The organism is Balneicella halophila (assembly GCF_003096835.1).
In the GTDB taxonomy this organism is placed as follows: domain Bacteria; phylum Bacteroidota; class Bacteroidia; order Bacteroidales; family Balneicellaceae; genus Balneicella; species Balneicella halophila.
This window is the reverse complement of record NZ_QENZ01000004.1, coordinates 1-16300: the sequence shown is the minus strand read 5'-3', so window position 1 is coordinate 16300 and position 16300 is coordinate 1. Positions and strand designations below refer to the sequence as shown.

Annotated in this window: 20 protein-coding genes and 1 riboswitch; of the genes, 13 read left to right on the top strand and 7 right to left on the bottom strand. The window is 34.4% G+C overall.

Going from position 1 to position 16300, the window contains the following annotated elements:
• The first annotated feature begins 16 nt into the window (after positions 1–16).
• From C7377_RS04955 to C7377_RS04945, 3 genes are read left to right on the top strand one after another with little or no spacing between them, the layout of a single operon-like run.
• Positions 17–2761: a metallophosphoesterase family protein gene (locus C7377_RS04955; protein ID WP_317045666.1), complete on the top strand. Its 2745-nt coding sequence runs from the start codon at positions 17–19 to the stop codon at positions 2759–2761.
• Complete coding sequence (locus C7377_RS09535; RefSeq protein ID WP_116496245.1) at positions 2734–3084, top strand: hypothetical protein; 351 nt, start codon at positions 2734–2736, stop codon at positions 3082–3084. Before C7377_RS04955 ends, C7377_RS09535 begins: the two co-directional genes overlap by 28 nt.
• A complete protein-coding gene (locus C7377_RS04945; protein ID WP_116496244.1) occupies positions 3015–3545 on the top strand; it encodes a T9SS type B sorting domain-containing protein in 531 nt (176 codons plus the stop codon). Before C7377_RS09535 ends, C7377_RS04945 begins: the two co-directional genes overlap by 70 nt.
• A gap of 8 nt (positions 3546–3553) precedes the next feature.
• Here C7377_RS04945 and cobS read toward each other — a convergent pair whose 3' ends face one another.
• From cobS to C7377_RS04910, 7 genes are read right to left on the bottom strand one after another with little or no spacing between them, the layout of a single operon-like run.
• On the bottom strand, positions 3554–4312 hold the full coding sequence (gene cobS / locus C7377_RS04940; protein ID WP_116496243.1) for an adenosylcobinamide-GDP ribazoletransferase: 759 nt from the start codon (positions 4310–4312) through the stop codon (positions 3554–3556).
• A gap of 5 nt (positions 4313–4317) precedes the next feature.
• A complete protein-coding gene (cobT, locus tag C7377_RS04935) occupies positions 4318–5352 on the bottom strand; it encodes a nicotinate-nucleotide--dimethylbenzimidazole phosphoribosyltransferase (RefSeq protein ID WP_116496632.1) in 1035 nt (344 codons plus the stop codon).
• A gap of 17 nt (positions 5353–5369) precedes the next feature.
• A complete protein-coding gene (cobU, locus tag C7377_RS04930; protein WP_116496631.1) occupies positions 5370–5879 on the bottom strand; it encodes a bifunctional adenosylcobinamide kinase/adenosylcobinamide-phosphate guanylyltransferase in 510 nt (169 codons plus the stop codon).
• Between the two features lies 1 nt (position 5880).
• Complete coding sequence (locus tag C7377_RS04925; RefSeq protein ID WP_116496242.1) at positions 5881–6450, bottom strand: cob(I)yrinic acid a,c-diamide adenosyltransferase; 570 nt, start codon at positions 6448–6450, stop codon at positions 5881–5883.
• A 12-nt stretch (positions 6451–6462) separates the two neighbouring features.
• Positions 6463–7413 (bottom strand): adenosylcobinamide-phosphate synthase CbiB, encoded by a 951-nt coding sequence (gene cbiB / locus C7377_RS04920; RefSeq protein ID WP_116496241.1) that lies wholly within the window; start codon positions 7411–7413, stop codon positions 6463–6465.
• Positions 7413–8435: an aminotransferase class I/II-fold pyridoxal phosphate-dependent enzyme gene (locus C7377_RS04915; RefSeq protein ID WP_116496240.1), complete on the bottom strand. Its 1023-nt coding sequence runs from the start codon at positions 8433–8435 to the stop codon at positions 7413–7415. The genes cbiB and C7377_RS04915 overlap by 1 nt, the downstream gene beginning before the upstream one ends.
• Positions 8435–9922 (bottom strand): cobyric acid synthase, encoded by a 1488-nt coding sequence (locus tag C7377_RS04910; protein WP_116496239.1) that lies wholly within the window; start codon positions 9920–9922, stop codon positions 8435–8437. The genes C7377_RS04915 and C7377_RS04910 overlap by 1 nt, the downstream gene beginning before the upstream one ends.
• A gap of 282 nt (positions 9923–10204) precedes the next feature.
• On the opposite strand from C7377_RS04910, the gene aspA reads away from it, so the two are divergent.
• The 10 genes from aspA (at position 10205) to C7377_RS04865 (ending at position 16171) form a co-directional block, all read left to right on the top strand.
• Positions 10205–11629: an aspartate ammonia-lyase gene (gene aspA, locus C7377_RS04905; RefSeq protein ID WP_116496238.1), complete on the top strand. Its 1425-nt coding sequence runs from the start codon at positions 10205–10207 to the stop codon at positions 11627–11629.
• Between the two features lie 393 nt (positions 11630–12022).
• Complete coding sequence (locus tag C7377_RS09730) at positions 12023–12148, top strand: hypothetical protein (RefSeq protein WP_262494791.1); 126 nt, start codon at positions 12023–12025, stop codon at positions 12146–12148.
• Positions 12141–12422 (top strand): hypothetical protein, encoded by a 282-nt coding sequence (locus tag C7377_RS09530; protein ID WP_207778428.1) that lies wholly within the window; start codon positions 12141–12143, stop codon positions 12420–12422. Before C7377_RS09730 ends, C7377_RS09530 begins: the two co-directional genes overlap by 8 nt.
• A complete protein-coding gene (locus tag C7377_RS04895; RefSeq protein ID WP_116496237.1) occupies positions 12415–12696 on the top strand; it encodes a winged helix-turn-helix domain-containing protein in 282 nt (93 codons plus the stop codon). Before C7377_RS09530 ends, C7377_RS04895 begins: the two co-directional genes overlap by 8 nt.
• Before the next feature lie 90 nt (positions 12697–12786).
• Complete coding sequence (locus C7377_RS04890; protein WP_133241463.1) at positions 12787–13095, top strand: hypothetical protein; 309 nt, start codon at positions 12787–12789, stop codon at positions 13093–13095.
• Positions 13096–13172: 77 nt separating this feature from the next.
• Positions 13173–13538, top strand: coding sequence for a tetratricopeptide repeat protein (locus tag C7377_RS04885; RefSeq protein ID WP_116496235.1), 366 nt, complete (start codon positions 13173–13175; stop codon positions 13536–13538).
• A gap of 2 nt (positions 13539–13540) precedes the next feature.
• Positions 13541–14239 carry a carboxypeptidase-like regulatory domain-containing protein gene (locus C7377_RS04880; protein ID WP_116496234.1) on the top strand — a complete coding sequence of 233 codons (699 nt, stop codon included), beginning with the start codon at positions 13541–13543 and terminating at the stop codon, positions 14237–14239.
• Positions 14240–14356: 117 nt separating this feature from the next.
• A complete protein-coding gene (locus C7377_RS04875; protein ID WP_116496233.1) occupies positions 14357–15019 on the top strand; it encodes a TonB-dependent receptor in 663 nt (220 codons plus the stop codon).
• Positions 15009–15695 carry a hypothetical protein gene (locus tag C7377_RS04870; RefSeq protein ID WP_133241462.1) on the top strand — a complete coding sequence of 229 codons (687 nt, stop codon included), beginning with the start codon at positions 15009–15011 and terminating at the stop codon, positions 15693–15695. Before C7377_RS04875 ends, C7377_RS04870 begins: the two co-directional genes overlap by 11 nt.
• Positions 15696–15791: 96 nt before the next feature.
• A riboswitch (SAM-I-IV-variant riboswitch) is annotated at positions 15792–15889 on the top strand.
• Positions 15890–15949: 60 nt separating this feature from the next.
• Positions 15950–16171 (top strand): hypothetical protein, encoded by a 222-nt coding sequence (locus C7377_RS04865; protein ID WP_116496231.1) that lies wholly within the window; start codon positions 15950–15952, stop codon positions 16169–16171.
• Positions 16172–16300: the final 129 nt, after the last annotated feature.

The following is a 16300-nucleotide window of genomic DNA, read 5'->3' as shown; positions in this document are numbered from 1 at the left end:
CTCGCAATATGCGAATATACATTTTGCCCACAACAAAGAAATCTCCCCTTATGTTCCAATACATACACTCCTTGGAAATCATGAGGTGAGTGCCATGTTTGGTGTTGCAGGTCTTGGAGGTGAAAAAGAAATAGGTTACTACAGGGATTTTTTTATTCTAGATGAGGAGGAGATTTTGTATAAACCTGAATTATATCCAGAAGCAAAATTCAGAACTGAAAACTTTTATGCTAAACAAATCGGGAATATCCTCTACTTAGGTTTTGATACTGAATTTAATAATACAGTAGATACTCAATATGAATGGATGCAACGGATTATGGAAGCTGCAAATAATGCCCCTACAGTTGACTGGATTCTCTCCGGAGGGCATAGACCGTATGGTGCTGAACAATATCCTACAGATATCAATCTTTTTATTAGAGATAGAGCCGTTCCCTATTTAGCACAATTTGATAAATATGTGATGCATATAGGCGCTCACCATCACCTATACAGCCGGGGGCAATTGAAAGATAGACCTGTTTATCACATTATTTCTGGGGGAACAGCTTGGAATCAGTATTGGGGAGATAGCAAAGAGGAAGACATGCCAGACATACAAAAGACATTAACAGAATGGGCTTATCAGATAGTTGATATAGACGTAAATAAAGGCACTTTTAATGTTGAATCCTATTCTATAGGAACTGTTAATGGATATTATGAACAAGATAAACTAATTGACACATTCCATAGATATAAAAATAAAAATAAACCTGAGCAACCAACACTAACACTCGATAATACTAAAGATCTTCCCATTGATGCCTCTGTAAATTTCATTCCTGGCAGTAATACAAATGAAACACTAAACAGTACTGAATTTGTCATCTCAAAAACCGAGGATTTTGCTCGAATAGAAAAACAAATATATCGAGATTTTGAAAATTGGTTTGGAAGAGTAGACAGAAAAGACATAACAGTTAACCAAAACGAAAATGTAGATATTAAAGAGTTAAAATTACGTTCAGAAGAGAAGACGGATGAATATACCCTCTCCAACGGAACTTATTATATCAAAGCACGTACAAGAGATAAAAATCTTGAATGGTCAGATTGGAGCGAAATAAAAACGTTTACTATAACAAATAGCACACCAGCGACTCCCGAACTTTCTACTGATAAAATTTATTATCAATTACATGATGACCAAATCATTACAAACTTTTCTAATTCATCTATAAATCCTTATGCATGGGTTGGTATTTATACTCCTTCGCAAAAACCTGGTAGTGCTGGTAGCAGTAATTATTCTTGGGCATGGGATTATACCAATGGTATTGAAAATGGTTCTATCAGTTTTAAGAATCTAGGTACTGCCTCTGGGAATATAAAATATGCTTTTACACCGGGTATTTATTATGCCTATCTATCAAAAAATGGTTCGTATAGTTACATTGCTCATTCTCCCTCATTTTATGTAGGACCTATTATTAAATTAATTACCAATAAATTAGAATACAATACCGGAGAAGAAATGATTTTACAATATAACAATGCTCCTGTATTAGAATCTGATGTAAAAGGATATATTTCTGTTTACAAAAAAGGAAAGGTTACCCCGATAAAAATAGAAAATATTGGTCAACAACAAAATAATACCATCACAATAAACGGCTTAGAAAAAGGATACTATTATGCAGAAACTTACATTGAAGTTGTGACCCCATCTGCTTGGAGTATAGAGAAAGGTATAACATCAAAAATGCAAATAGGGAATATTGTTAATTTCAAAGTAGGGCAAGGTATCATTACCGAACTATTTTTAGATAAAGGACAAGGGACAAAAGATAATCCAAGTATCTATAAACTCAATGAGACGATCACTCCTAATTGGGAGAATGCTCCCGGAATAATAAAAGATTGGATAGGTATATATAAAGAGGGTTACACTCCAGACCAAAGCACAAATCCAAATTCAGGTTATTGCTATACATACTTTAACGGTTTGTCCAAGGGAAGTATTGCAATACCTTCAAAAAATCTACCTAAAGAACCAGGTAATTATTATATGTCAATCTTTACGAATGATACTTATAAAGAAGTCTCAAACAGAGTGCATTTCACAGTTGTAGATTGTTCTCCAAAAGCCAATGTAAGTGATACAGCAACTGAAATATGTGCTGGAGAAGATGCTACATTTGAAATAATAGGAACAGCCTCTTCTGTGGTAACATATGAAATAAATGGAGATACATCTTCTACAACTTTAAATTCTGAAGGGAAAGCCACAATAACCATTAATAACGCCACTACTTCACAAGTTATTACCCTAATAAATATTAGGATCCCTTTATTAGAATGTGAAAATGCATTACCGGAGAAAACAACTATCACAATTCTTCCGAAAATTACTCCTGTTTTTGAGCAAATACCTGCTGCCTGCAAAGGAACTGATTTTAGTTTGCCGACTACTTCAACAAATGGCATTACAGGAACTTGGAGTCCTCTGCCTGATAATACCAAAACAACAGAATACACCTTTACTCCTGATGAAACGTGTGCAAAGACCGTTACTATGACAGTAATGGCCAATGAAAAAGTCACTCCTGCTTTTGAGCAAATTCCTGCCGTCTGCAAAGGAACTGATTTTAGTTTGCCGACTACTTCTAAAAATGGTATTACAGGAACTTGGAGCCCTCAATTTGACAACACCAAAACGACAGAATACATCTTTACTCCTGATGAAACGTGTGCAAAGACGGTTACCATGAGGTAACAGTTAATGACAAAGTCACTTTTAATCCAGGAATTAGTACTACGATAACCATTTGCAAAAAGGAAACACCTACGGAAGAGAACTTATTTAATGCATTACAAGGAAACCCAGATGAAGGTGGTATGTGGACAAATGAAGGAAATATCTACATTTATACTATTGGAAGCAATATGCCCTGTAGTCAAGTTGCTAGCTCAACTATAACAGTCATAAAGGATAATAATGCTCCCCTTGTGATTCTGATAATGATGGAATTACTAATGAAAATGAGAGCTTGCTTGGAACAGATCCTAATAATAAGGACACAGATCATGATAATATAGTAGATCTTGAAGAAGTTAGTAATATTTTAAACCCAATAGATACAGACAGTGATGGTGTTATTGATGCTCTTGAGAGTAATATTTTAGATAAAGATGATGATGGTTTAGTTGATCAGATAGACGTAGATGATAATGATCCTTGCGTACCAGATATTAGTTCTAAGTGTAAAATAGAGTTTACACAAATAGTTAATCCTAATGGTGACAATATTAACGACATACTTAAACTAGAGTTCTTAAAAAACTATCCTTCGAATAAAGTTTCTATTTTCAGCAAGTCAGGTAAAGTTGTATTTAGTGAGGAAAATTATGGATACAATAAAAAATACTTTAAAGGATATGGGAAATCATCGTTTTTGAACAAAAAACTACCTGCAGGTGTTTACTTTTATATTATAGAATTCCACGATAAAAACGGAAAATTGATAGAGAAATCCGGTTATTTTTATTTGATATACTAGAAGCTAAACTATAAAAACAAATTTTGCACGACTAAAAACCCAAACCAAGTTGATAGCTCGCAGAGTAGAAACAAGGCACCACAAGTGTCTCCGGTATAGCCTTGTATTTTCTTCTTTAAATACCTTATCAAAAAGAAATACAAAGTAATAGGAAAAAGTAAGGCTAAAAAGTATTCCCATCTAGGTAAAAGGAGCAAAGATAATATGACAAAAACAGATGACAATAGAAATGCTTTCCAATGCATCCTTGCATATATTACTTTACTCTTGCTTGTCTCTTTAGTGCGGGCATATGTCAAAAACAAGGTCATCGTGGAAGCTAAATATTTAGAAAATGTGTCTGCTACAATTATAAAAACAAGCAATAAGGGAATCTCAAACTGCTGTAGAATTTGGAAACCTATCATAAAATAAAGAATAAGAGCTAAAACACCATAAGTCCCTATATGAGAATCCTTCATAATCTCGAGGATTCTTTGCTTGGTAGAGCCACCGCCAAATCCATCAAAGAAATCAGCTAATCCATCTTCATGTAGGGCTCCTGTGAGCAACAACCGACTCACAAAACCAAATACAATAGCAATCGGTAAAGGCGCAATTTGAAGGAATGCCCATATTGATAAAATCATCACTCCGGAGGTTAGCCAGCCTATGACTGCCCAATAGTTTATGACATTCTCATAATATTTAGCTGGTAACTGAAAAGCTTTAATTTTCCACAAAGGAATCCGAGTAAAAAACATGATGGCTGCAAGAATATTCTTCATACCACTTAAAAATATTTTGAAACCTTCACTTCTTTAAATGTATCCATTTCGTTAATCATTCTAATTGAGGACTCTATAATAGGATACGCACAAACTGCACCTGTACCCTCTCCAAGGCGTAACCCCAAATTCAAAATGGGTTTTGCTCCTAAATAATCCAAAATCAACTTGTGCCCGAGTTCATCCCCTTGATGCCCAAAGACAGCATAAGATTGCACCTCAGGATATAACTGTTTCGCTGCCAATAGGCAGGCTGTCATTATAAATCCATCAACAATAAAAGTCATTTTCAAAGATGCGGCTTTAAGCATAGCCCCAACAGTCATAACAGTCTCGAAACCACCAAAATGTGAAATAACAGTCTCTGGAGTTGATTCGCCATTAAAATTATCTCTCGCTTGAGAAAGGACTGCTAACTTATGCTTCACGATACCTCCAGTGTAGTCACATCCTGCCCCCACACACTTCTCTAATGGAATTCCTGTAAAATAATGCATCCATAAAGCTGATGTTGATGTATTACCAATACCCATTTCTCCAAAGCTAATCACATTACAGCCTTCTCTGTGAGCCTTAATAACTTGTTCTGCTCCGCTGACTAAGGCTAATTCCATCTCATCAAGGAGCATGGCGGGTTCATTTAATAAGTTTCGCGTACCTTTTCTAATCTTTCTGCTAATTAATTCGGAATTTTCTTCGAAATCATAATCAACTCCGGCATCCACAACTTTCAACTTAAAACCATGCTGGCGACAAAGAAAATTGATTCCTGCTCCTCCTTTTAGAAAATTCAGCACCATCTCATACGTTACAGATTTAGGCGCTGTACTTACCCCTTCGTCAGCAATCCCATGATCTCCTGCGAATAAGATATGATATGGATTGTTTAGCTCAGGACTTAACCTTTGCTGAATCATCCCGATTTGCATGGCTATTTCTTCTAGTTGACCTAAAGCTCCTTTAGGTTTAGTCAAATTATCTATTTTGTCCTGTAAATATGGGATTATATCTTCGTCAGGAGCTTTTATCTCAAATTTCATTTCAGTCAATCTATTTATCATTTTATCTTTTGAGGAATACCGCAAACCATCATGAAAACCTCATCAGCTTTCGAGGCAATATATTGATTAAACCATCCTTGCAGGTCTGCAAATTTACGTTGGATATCGTTTGTGGACATTCCTCCAAGTCCAACTTCATTAGTCACAAAAATGAAAGTTGCTTCTTGGTCAGTAAAAGTATTAAATTCTTCTTTCAATAATCTCAAACTTTCTTGAACATTATTCTCTAAATCAAAGAAAAAATTTGTAGTCCATAGCGTAACACAATCTATTAGTACCACCTTATCGACAAACTTGTGTTTGCTTAAAAATTTCTCTTCCTCTATAGTAGTCCATTCCTCTCCTCGTCTTTCTTGATGTCTGCGGATGCGTAACTCGTGTTCTTTATCCCAAATACGTGAAGTTGCAATATAAAAAGGACGGTCTGCAAGCTCTAAAGCTAATTGCTCTCCATAAGTTGATTTTCCTGACCGTTGCCCTCCTGTTATTAAAATTATTTTACTCATATCATTTCTTACGAGTTTTGTATTTGAATGCTTTCCATACCTCTTCATTTTCTTCATTGACAAATAACTCATAACGAGCCATTACGAAAAATAAATCAGAGAGACGATTGAAAAAGATAAGTATGTAGTTTGGCAATTCATCTTTCTTATGCAAAGTCCACAAACGCCGTTCACATCGGCGAGCGACCGTACGTGCAAAATGCAAATTCGAAGAGACTAGATTACCTCCAGGCAGTAAAAAGTCACGACTACCACCCATTTTCTCATTCAACTCATCTATCATCTTTTCAGAATCACTAATTAAGCTCTCGTCAAAAGTGTTCGGATTCTTCTTTATATTTTCACTCGGAGTTGCAATGATAGACATCGCTACCATCATTTCTTTTTGGATTCTGTAGAGAAATGGTTGCCAATCATGCTCTGTATTCAAATGTGCTCTTACAATTCCAATAATGCTATTTAACTCATCAGCAGTGCCATTTGCTTCTATTCTGATATCGTCTTTATCAACACGCATACCACCATGAATTCCTGTTTTTCCTTTATCTCCGGTTTTCGTATATATTGCCATTTGTAGAATAATTTATTTCATAATTGAAAGCATAATACCATAGAAAATAATTAGTGCAATTACCATCAGTATTTCAGATTTCAAATTTACTTTTATAGACTTTTGCATATCTTGCATACTCAATTCTCGTTCATTTTCACCAATGTATGGCTTTTCTACAAATTTACCAAAGTAGTAATTGCCTCCACCAAACCGACAATCAAGAATACCTGCTAAGGCTGACTCCGGGTAACCGGCATTGGGACTGGTGTGCATTTTACCATATTTCAAGACAAAGGGGAATAGCGAAATTTTGCCGGAAACAATCAACATCAGAAGAGTTGTTAACCGAGCTGGAATATAATTTGCGACATCATCAATCTTCGCTGACCAACGACCAAAGTCTCTGTACTTTTCCGACTTATAACCAATCATTGAATCTAAAGTATTGGTCATTTTGTAGGCAAACATTCCCGGAACTCCTCCTAAGGCATACCAAAACAGTGGAGCAATGACTCCGTCAGATAAATTTTCTGCCAGCGTCTCCAAGGCTGCTATTTTTATTTGCTGTTCATCTAATTGTGAAGTATCACGTCCCACGATTCTTGCAATCTGTTCCCTGCCTTTTTGCAAAGAAACCTCAACAGCTTCAAAAACCATTTCCACCTCTTTTGCTAAAGTTTTCCCTGCAAGACCAAAGAAAACGAAAATGGTGTTTACGATGATTCCAAGCCAGAAACAATAAAGAAACATGATTATATTAACCGCTGAACTAAGAATAAATACAACTAGCGGGAAAAAAATTGCCACCACGCCACCTTTTACAATTTTTGAATCTCCTTGATTCCACTTCTTTTCTACCCATGATATAGCTTTCCCAAAGAATATAATAGGATGAGGTAAGTTTTCGGGGTCGCCAAAAATCCTATCAAGCAACCATCCCAATACCAATGGCACAAATAGATATAGAAATAAATTCTCCATTATGCTTTAAAACTATTCATATAATCAGTAATACCATCAATCAGTTTCATATTAGCTTCTTTTTTCTGCGTACAGATTCTAAAATAATTCGCTGTCAATCCTTCAAAATTAGAGGCATTCCTAATTAAAATCCCATGATGTTCTACCAAGTATTTCTTTAATTCCTCCGCAGTGCCTTTCTGGGTTTTACAAAGAAAGAAATGTGTGTCTGTTCCTTGCACTTCGATACCCTTTATATTGGACAATCGCTCCTGAAAATCTTTTGTTTCTCCTAATAAAGATGCTAAATCTAAATTGCAGGTCATTGATTGAAGAATATACTTACCAACCTCAATCGCTAATTGGCTAACTGCCCATGGTTGCTTGTAGTACTGAATTTTATTTTTCAACTTCTTATTGGTCACAAAATAACCCAAGCGCAAATCGGGTAAGGCAAATCGTTTAGTAAAAGAGTCTATCAAAACAACATTTTCACGTTTTACAGCATCAACATAAGATAACGTGGGTTTATTGGTAAAATAATGATAAGTCTGGTCAATAATAAACAAGGTTTCTGGATTATTGTCAATTAATTCTACAAGAATATTATAGTCAAAAGTTAAGCCTGTGGGATTGTTCGGATTGCATAGCCATACCATTTCAAAATTCTTCCGATTAACATCTTCTAATTCCTTAATAATAGTAATACGATGCCTATTAATTCTGCAAGCATCCTCATACTCTGAAAAGGTCGGTGCAAAAATAGCGGTGTTACTATGGGAAAAAGTTTGTGCTATTAGATAAATAGCATCAGTAGCCCCGTGGGTAGCACAAATTTCTTCCTCAGAAATATTATTTCTATGAGCTAATAGTTGCACTAAAGAAGTAGCATCTGGTTCTGGATAAGAATGTAAAACTGAAAGATTTTTTTCTAATAGATTATATAGCCAATTATCATCTTCATGCTCATAAACATTAGAACTAAAATTGTAAACTATCTGTTGATTTTGACTGTAAATATCGTCTCCGTGTCCGTAAATCATTAGTCTGCTTTTAGAATCTGATAGATTTTTTCAACATCAGTATGTTTTCTCACATGATGAGCCAATTTTTCATATTGTTCTTCTTTAAATGCTTGATAATCCATAGCTTCTCTTGACTTTAATCCATCAAAACGTTCTAGTAAATAATCGATAACAACCGCATTATCCAAAATCCCATGTATATATGAACCAAAACATTGTGGAGAGATAAAGCATCCGTCTTCCGTACCATCATTCAGTTTATTTAAAGACGTAATGTCTCTATCATTAGTAAATTGGGTTGTGCCCATATGTATCTCGTAGCCTTGGCAATCTTCCTCTTTGTTTAAAAACTTAAACTCTACCTGTCTGGTTAATTTCTCTTCAGTCAAAGTAGTCTCCATAGGCAACATACCTAAGCCCGGCAAACTCTTTATAGTTCCTTCAACTCCTACCGGGTCTTTTACACTCTGCCCCATCATCTGGTAACCTCCACAAATACCTAAGATTGTTTTTCCATCTCTATAAGATTGACTAATGGCTTTTGCTAGACCATTTTTGCGAAGTTCATAGAGGTCAGCTATTGTGTTTTTACTCCCGGGAATAATAATTATATCTGCATCTTTTATTTCCTGAGCTTTATTAGAATAAAACAAATTGACTCTGTCATCTCTTTCTAGTCGTTGAAAGTCAGTAAAATTTGAAAGATGCTTTAGCAAAACGACCACCACGTTTACTTTATCACTTTGCAATATTTTAAATTTATTCTCCAAAGCAACTGAGTCTTCATCTTCTATGTAAATATTTGTAAAATAAGGAATGATACCTAAGACAGGAACTTTACACAAACTTTCAAGCAACTCCTTACCCTGCTCAAATAGACGAATATCTCCTCGAAATTTATTGATGATGATTCCCTTAACATGCTTTCTTTCTTCGTCACTCAACAGAGCTATAGACCCATATACAGAAGCAAAAACGCCCCCCCTATCAATATCAGCTACCAATATTACATCAGCTTTGGCGTACATTGCCATGGGCATATTTACAAGGTCAGTGTCACGCAGATTTAACTCTGAAATACTCCCAGCTCCTTCCATAACTATAGGATTATACCTTGCATTTAATCTATCAAATGCTTTGTGTACCGCCACTCGTAACTGCTCTCTGCCTTCTTTCTTAAAATACTGATACGCATTTTGATTTCCTGCAGGCTTACCATTAAGCACCACTTGTGACATTTTCTCGCCCGTGGGTTTTAACAAAATTGGATTCATGTCCGTATGGCAAGGCACCTTAGCAGCCTCTGCTTGTACTGCTTGTGCCCGGCCAATCTCTAATCCTTCGGGTGTGGCATAAGAGTTTAGTGACATATTTTGCGCCTTAAAGGGTGCAGGTTTATATCCATCTTGATAAAAAATCCGACAAAATGCTGCAGCGATGAGACTTTTCCCAACGTTGCTCCCAGTGCCTGCAAAAAATATTGGATGTAGTTTATGTTGATTCAATTCTTTAATCTTTATACTCTATTTTAAAAATAAATCTAAAGGTAAGTTTTTTTTCATAGAGTTCGTAAATAGCCCTTTGACATTTTCTTTGCATTCTTCTTATAGATTTATTATTTCATTGAAAGTTTAACCTTCTAAAATCTAAAAACTTTTAATCTAAAAGTTAAAAACTAAAAAGTGCCAAAATTAATCCAAATATGCTTTATAAGCATCGGAAATGTTTGTGGGCTCAACTTTTAATATCAATATTTGCTCTATAGTTAACGATTAAAATTGTTTATTATGAGCACAAATAAAATGAATTCAGAAAAGACTCGCCTGGAGCACGATTTACTTGGTGAACGTGAAGTTCCTGTGGATGCTTATTACGGAGTACAAACATTGAGAGCCATAGAAAATTTTAAAATTAGTGGGACTACACTTTGTAAATATCCCGTATTTATTGAGTCCTTAGCTATCACTAAAAAAGCGGCTGCCAAGGCGAATTTAGAATTAGGTTTACTTGATGAAAAAATAGCAAAGGCTATTGATCAAGCTTGTGATGAAATCATTGCTGGGAAATATCATGATAATTTTGGTGTAGATATGATTCAAGGAGGTGCTGGGACATCGACCAACATGGCTGCTAATGAAGTTATTGCCAACCGTGCCAATGAAATACTCGGTGGGAAAAAGGGGGAATACAAATATTGTCACCCAAACAACCATGTCAACTTATCACAATCTACTAATGACGCTTACCCAACAGGTGTAAAGATCGCTTTATTAAGAAACAATCCTTCTTTAGTAGATACATTGAAAGAATTAATTGATGCGTTTGAAAAGAAAGGAGAAGAGTTTGCTCATGTTATCAAAATGGGACGTACGCAACTACAAGATGCAGTTCCAATGACGCTTGGACAAGAATTTAAAGCCTATGCCTATACATTAAGACAAGAGATTGCTGTATTGGAGAGACAAGCAAGCATGTTTTTAGAGGTTAATATGGGAGCTACAGCAATTGGTACAGGAATTAATTCTGAACCAGAATACAGTGATAAATGTGTGAAGCATTTAGCAGACATCACAGGTATGGATATTAAAATTTCAGGAAACCTTGTAGAAGCAACACAAGACACAACTGATTTCGTAATGTATTCATCTGCTGTTAAGCGCTTAGCAGTAAAACTATCAAAAATATGCAACGACTTGCGTTTATTATCCTCAGGACCACGCACGGGATTGAATGAAATCAATCTTCCTCCTATGCAACCAGGTTCATCTATCATGCCGGGTAAAGTAAATCCAGTAATTCCGGAAGTCGTAAACCAAATCGCATTTAAGGTAATCGGAAATACACTAACAGTTACTATGGCATCAGAAGCCGGACAATTAGAGCTCAACGTAATGGAACCGCTAATGGTATATTCCATTTTTCAGAGTGTTGAAATGCTTAAAAATGGAATGGCAGTTCTTAAAGAGCGCTGTATAGATGGCATTACAGCCAATGCTGAAAGATGTAAAGAAATGGTCAATAACAGTATCGGTATTGTAACTGCTTTGAATCCTGTATTAGGTTATGAAGCCAGTTCTAAATTAGCCAAAGAAGCTTTGAAGACGGGAGCAAGCGTTTACGACCTCGTTCTTGAACAAAACTTATTGTCTAAGGAAGAATTAGATGATATTTTAAAACCGGAAAATATGACACAACCGAGAAAAATACACTAGGAAATAGAAGATATATCCAAAGAAAGTAAAGCTGGGAGTAAAAAAACTTTCAGCTTTGTTTTTACAATCAAATCTAATATTGACAAGGATATTCAAAGATTTTTTAATGAGATGGCAAGAAATTATTTGAATAAAATAATGAAAAAATTTAGTTTATAAAATAAACTACTCTATATTTGCATTATATTTATAACACTAAAAATATTCATCATGGAAAATTTAAGCACACAGGATAGTTTTAAGATTATCCAAAGCATTATTGATCAGCGAAAACAAAAGTATGAGGAAAATGGCTTCTTTTAACTTTTTTGGGGAGTACTCTTTATAATTGCGGGTACATCTCACTTCGTAATGTTACAAATGGAACAGTATAATCTAATAAAATACGTATGGATGTTTACTATGATACCAGGATCTATTATTACATTCATTGCTGGTTTTAGAGACAATCACAAGAAAGCCAAAAACAATGAAAGTATTGACTTGACTGGTTGGATATGGGGAATGCTGGTTGCTTAGCATTCTTAAAGGTTTTGTATTTGGAAATAAATTTGGCATTGGTTTTACAGCAGTTCTTTTTCTGCCATTCTGTTTTGCATCTATGGCGTCTGCTCTAAGTTTAAAAAACAGCTTGTGGATTACACTCACCATTTTTGGAACAATATTAACTTATTTTTCAATATTTATTCCTGGAATATATCATTCTTTAGTTGCAGCAGGTGTAGGGTTACTTATTTTTCTTATACCAGGCATTCAACTTTATAGCGCTCATAAAAAACGTCGTCATGTTTAAAAAACTCAATCCGCTTTTACATTCGCAACTGAGACTGGCTATCATGTCATTATTGGTTTCTGATGAAAAAGCTGAATTTACGTATATAAAAGAAGTAACTAAAGCTACTGCTGGAAATATAAGCGTACAAATTCAGAAATTGGAGGAAGCCGGGTATTTAACAGTAAAGAAAACTTTTAAAAACAATTACCCAAATACTACTGCTCACCTTACTCCAAAAGGACTAAACGCTTTTGAAGAATATGTAAATGCTTTAAAAGAATATATCAAATAATTTTGAGGTATTCATTGAATGCTTCATTTTTTAAACAATTTAGTTTATAAAATAAACTTATTTATATCAACACTTAAAAAAAATAATATCATGAAAACAATTATCAAATATATCATCGTTACTATCCTACTAATTTGTACAGGAAATAGCTATGCACAAACTCGTGACAAGAACATTCAAGAACAAGTATTACAAACATTCATTAAGGCTCAAGAAAATAAAGACTCAAAAAATTTACTTGAATTAAATGATAAATTGGAACAACAATACAACGATCATCAACAAAAGATTTTCAAATACTGGCAGGCTTACAGTGAGTACTATACGGCTATCTATTATATCTCACAAAATGATAAAAAAACTCAGAAAAACATGCTGACAAGGCAGTTAATATATTAGAAAGTATAGAAAATAAAACATCAGAAGATTATGCTTTACTTTCTCTTACTCAAGGATTTGACATTCAGTTCAAAAATATGATAAAAATAATATTTCTTTCTCGTCAAATTGAAAAAAATGGCAAGTTAGCCATCGAAAAAGATAGTACAAACTTAAGAGCTTACTATGCCCTCGCCAGTAATGACTTCTATACGCCAGAACAATATGGCGGTGGCAAACATTCTGAAGAATATCTTTTAAAAGCAATCTCATTACCAGATCAAAAGGTAAAAAACAGTATGCTTCCTTCTTGGGGAAAACAAGAGTCCTATGAATTATTGGTTAGCTGGTATATCCGTAAAAAGGATTGGGAAAAGGCCAAAAGATATCACAAGGAAGCGGTGAAGAAATATCCTGAAAATTATCTTCTGAATCAATTAATCACTGAGCTAAAAGACAAATAATTATGAAATGGAAATTAATCATATTCTTTTGCTTGATTCTAAGTCAGAGCTTTGCACAAGTTCAACTGAAAGGAAAAGTAGTAGATAAAAAAGGACAACCGATCTTTGCAGTGAATATCTATAAAAAAACACAATCCGAATTAGGTACTTCGACTAATTTTGATGGAAATTTTAACCTGCAACTAAAGGAAAGTACTGGAATCTTAGTCTTCTCATTTATTGGCTACCAAACTAAAGAAGTAAAATTGTCATCAGATTTAACTAACAAATCAATGACTATTGTCTTGAAAGAAGATAGCCAAACGCTGAGAGAGGTCATCATTAAAGCGAAAGACCCTATTTCACAAAAGTTTTCAGTGACCAAAATTAAAAAATTAGATATATACTTTAATCCCGTTGCACAAGCTGATGGTTTGAAGGCTATTACTTTAATGCCGGCATCTACTACTATTGATGAAACAGCTAATCCTTCTTTACGAGGCACTTCTCCCGACCGCACACGCGTAATACTTAATGGCGTTCCTGTTTATACTCCGGTACGAAGTAGCCAACTAAATAACCAAGGATTTTTTAGTTTGTTCAGTACGGAAGTTATTGACAAAGAATATGTCTATGCCAGCAACCCGCCTCTTACCTATGGCAATAGCAGTGCGGGACTTGTAGAGATACAAACACTAAAGCGACTTCCTGAAAATCAGTAGCAACTCTCACTTTCTATAGGTGCTATAGGCTTTTTTCTCTCACAGAAGATAAAAAATAACGAAAACAATTTTTTGCAGTTCTATGGAAATTACAATAACTCAAAAGCATTTGTTAAGATGCAGCAAAAGAACTTACCGAACCTAAAGTCTTTCCATACTAAGGATATAGGATGTAACGTTCATTATAAGTTAGGGAAAAGAGTAGAAATTAATTCCTATAATTATTTAGTATCGGAGGATTTTAAAGTCAATGTACACAGTTTGAATTATAGTGGAGAAGCGAATGCAAAAAAGAAACGTTTCTTTTCTGTAAATAACTTGAATTATTATACTCCAAAAGGAGTACTAAGTGTTAATACAGGTATATGCCACTCTAATCAGGATTTGAATTACGGAAGTATCGAATCTAAGAAGAAAGTACAACAAATCTATACTTCGGTAAACTTCAAAAGTCAACTGTCAGATAAAATAAATTTACAAACAGGTATTTCTTATGATTGTCATAAAAACCGTTTTAATGATAGTATTCCTATCTACCCTTTTGCAATGGCACCCGAAGACCCAAAAGAACTTTCTAAGGATGAGATTTCGAAACATATGGCAGATATTTATGCGTATAGTGATTATGCAATGTCTGACAAACTCTCCTTTTCTGCAGCATTACGAGCTAATATTCCTATAAACAATCAAACTCAACGTTGGAATGCACAGTTCGGAATGAAATACAATTTTGATGAAAAACAGTCTGTCATGATGAGTCTTGGAAATTATGAAAGTTAGTTATGCAACGCCAAATTATTACAATAAACAATTCACATTGTTAACAAGTAAGCAGTTGGCAATTGATTATTCAATTATTAGAAAAAAGATAGGATTTAAAAGTTCTGTATATTATAAACAAGAAAAAGGGAAACAAGCTTTTGATTATTTTACTTCAGTAGATAAGGTAAAAACATTCGGGGTAGAAACTTACTTAAAATACCTTCTTACTGATCAGTTAAAATTTACGATATCCAATTCGTTTATCAATCAAAAACAACAAGAAGGCAACAAAGAATTTAATGGGAAATACGATTTTAATTACTTAACAAAAGTAGCATTGCAATATATTACACTAAAGTGGGGTTCTATCTCTCTTAGCTACATAACGCACCCTGGAAGTTACTATACACCCATTAAAGAAATCATCACTAAACCGGGTTTTAAGTATCAAATTCCACTATTAAGTGAAATAATTAATAGCCAACAATTAGAAAATTACAATAAAATTGATTTAGGATACAGTCGATACACACCTCTCAATAACGACGGTGCTATTATTCCTTTTTTGTCCATAACCAACATTTTTAACATAAACAATCAAAGTGGAATTTATTATAACAAGGATTTCTCGAAGAAATTCTATGATTCTTATGGAAAACGCACCATTTATTTTGGTGTTATATGGGAGTTGTAACATTATTTATTTAGGAATAAGATGAATTAATATTATCATTTTTTTACATTACACCTTAAGTCCAATTAGAACATTAAATAAAAATTTACAATATTTACACTGTATTTTGAATCACTTTGATGTGATACCAACCGAGAGGGGCACTCCACGGTGGTAAAACAATACGGGAATCCAATCCAAAATAAACGCAAACATTCCCCTTATTTGTTTTTAGAAATACAATAATGATTTATTAATTTAAATATTTTTATTGTATGAAAAAAGAAAAGAACACCAATCACGAAGCTGACAATCAATCAAATTCTTCTCAGCTACCCGAAAAATCGAAAGTAGATATATTGATAGAGAGGTTAGAAAAAGAATCTATAAAATATAGGAAAAAGATGGTGCGAGACAAGACACCCGTTTCAATAGTTTACTTTCCGAAGCCCAGTAGTCCCTTAAAAAAGCCTTTACTACAAGACAATAAGAAGTAACTAGAAAAAAGAATTAGTTTTTATTTTATCCTCCAAAAACAAAGCGAGGCTAACTCCTAATTGGAATTAGCCTCGCTGAAAATAGGGCGTCGTCCTACTCTCCCACATTGCTGCAGTACCATCGGCGCT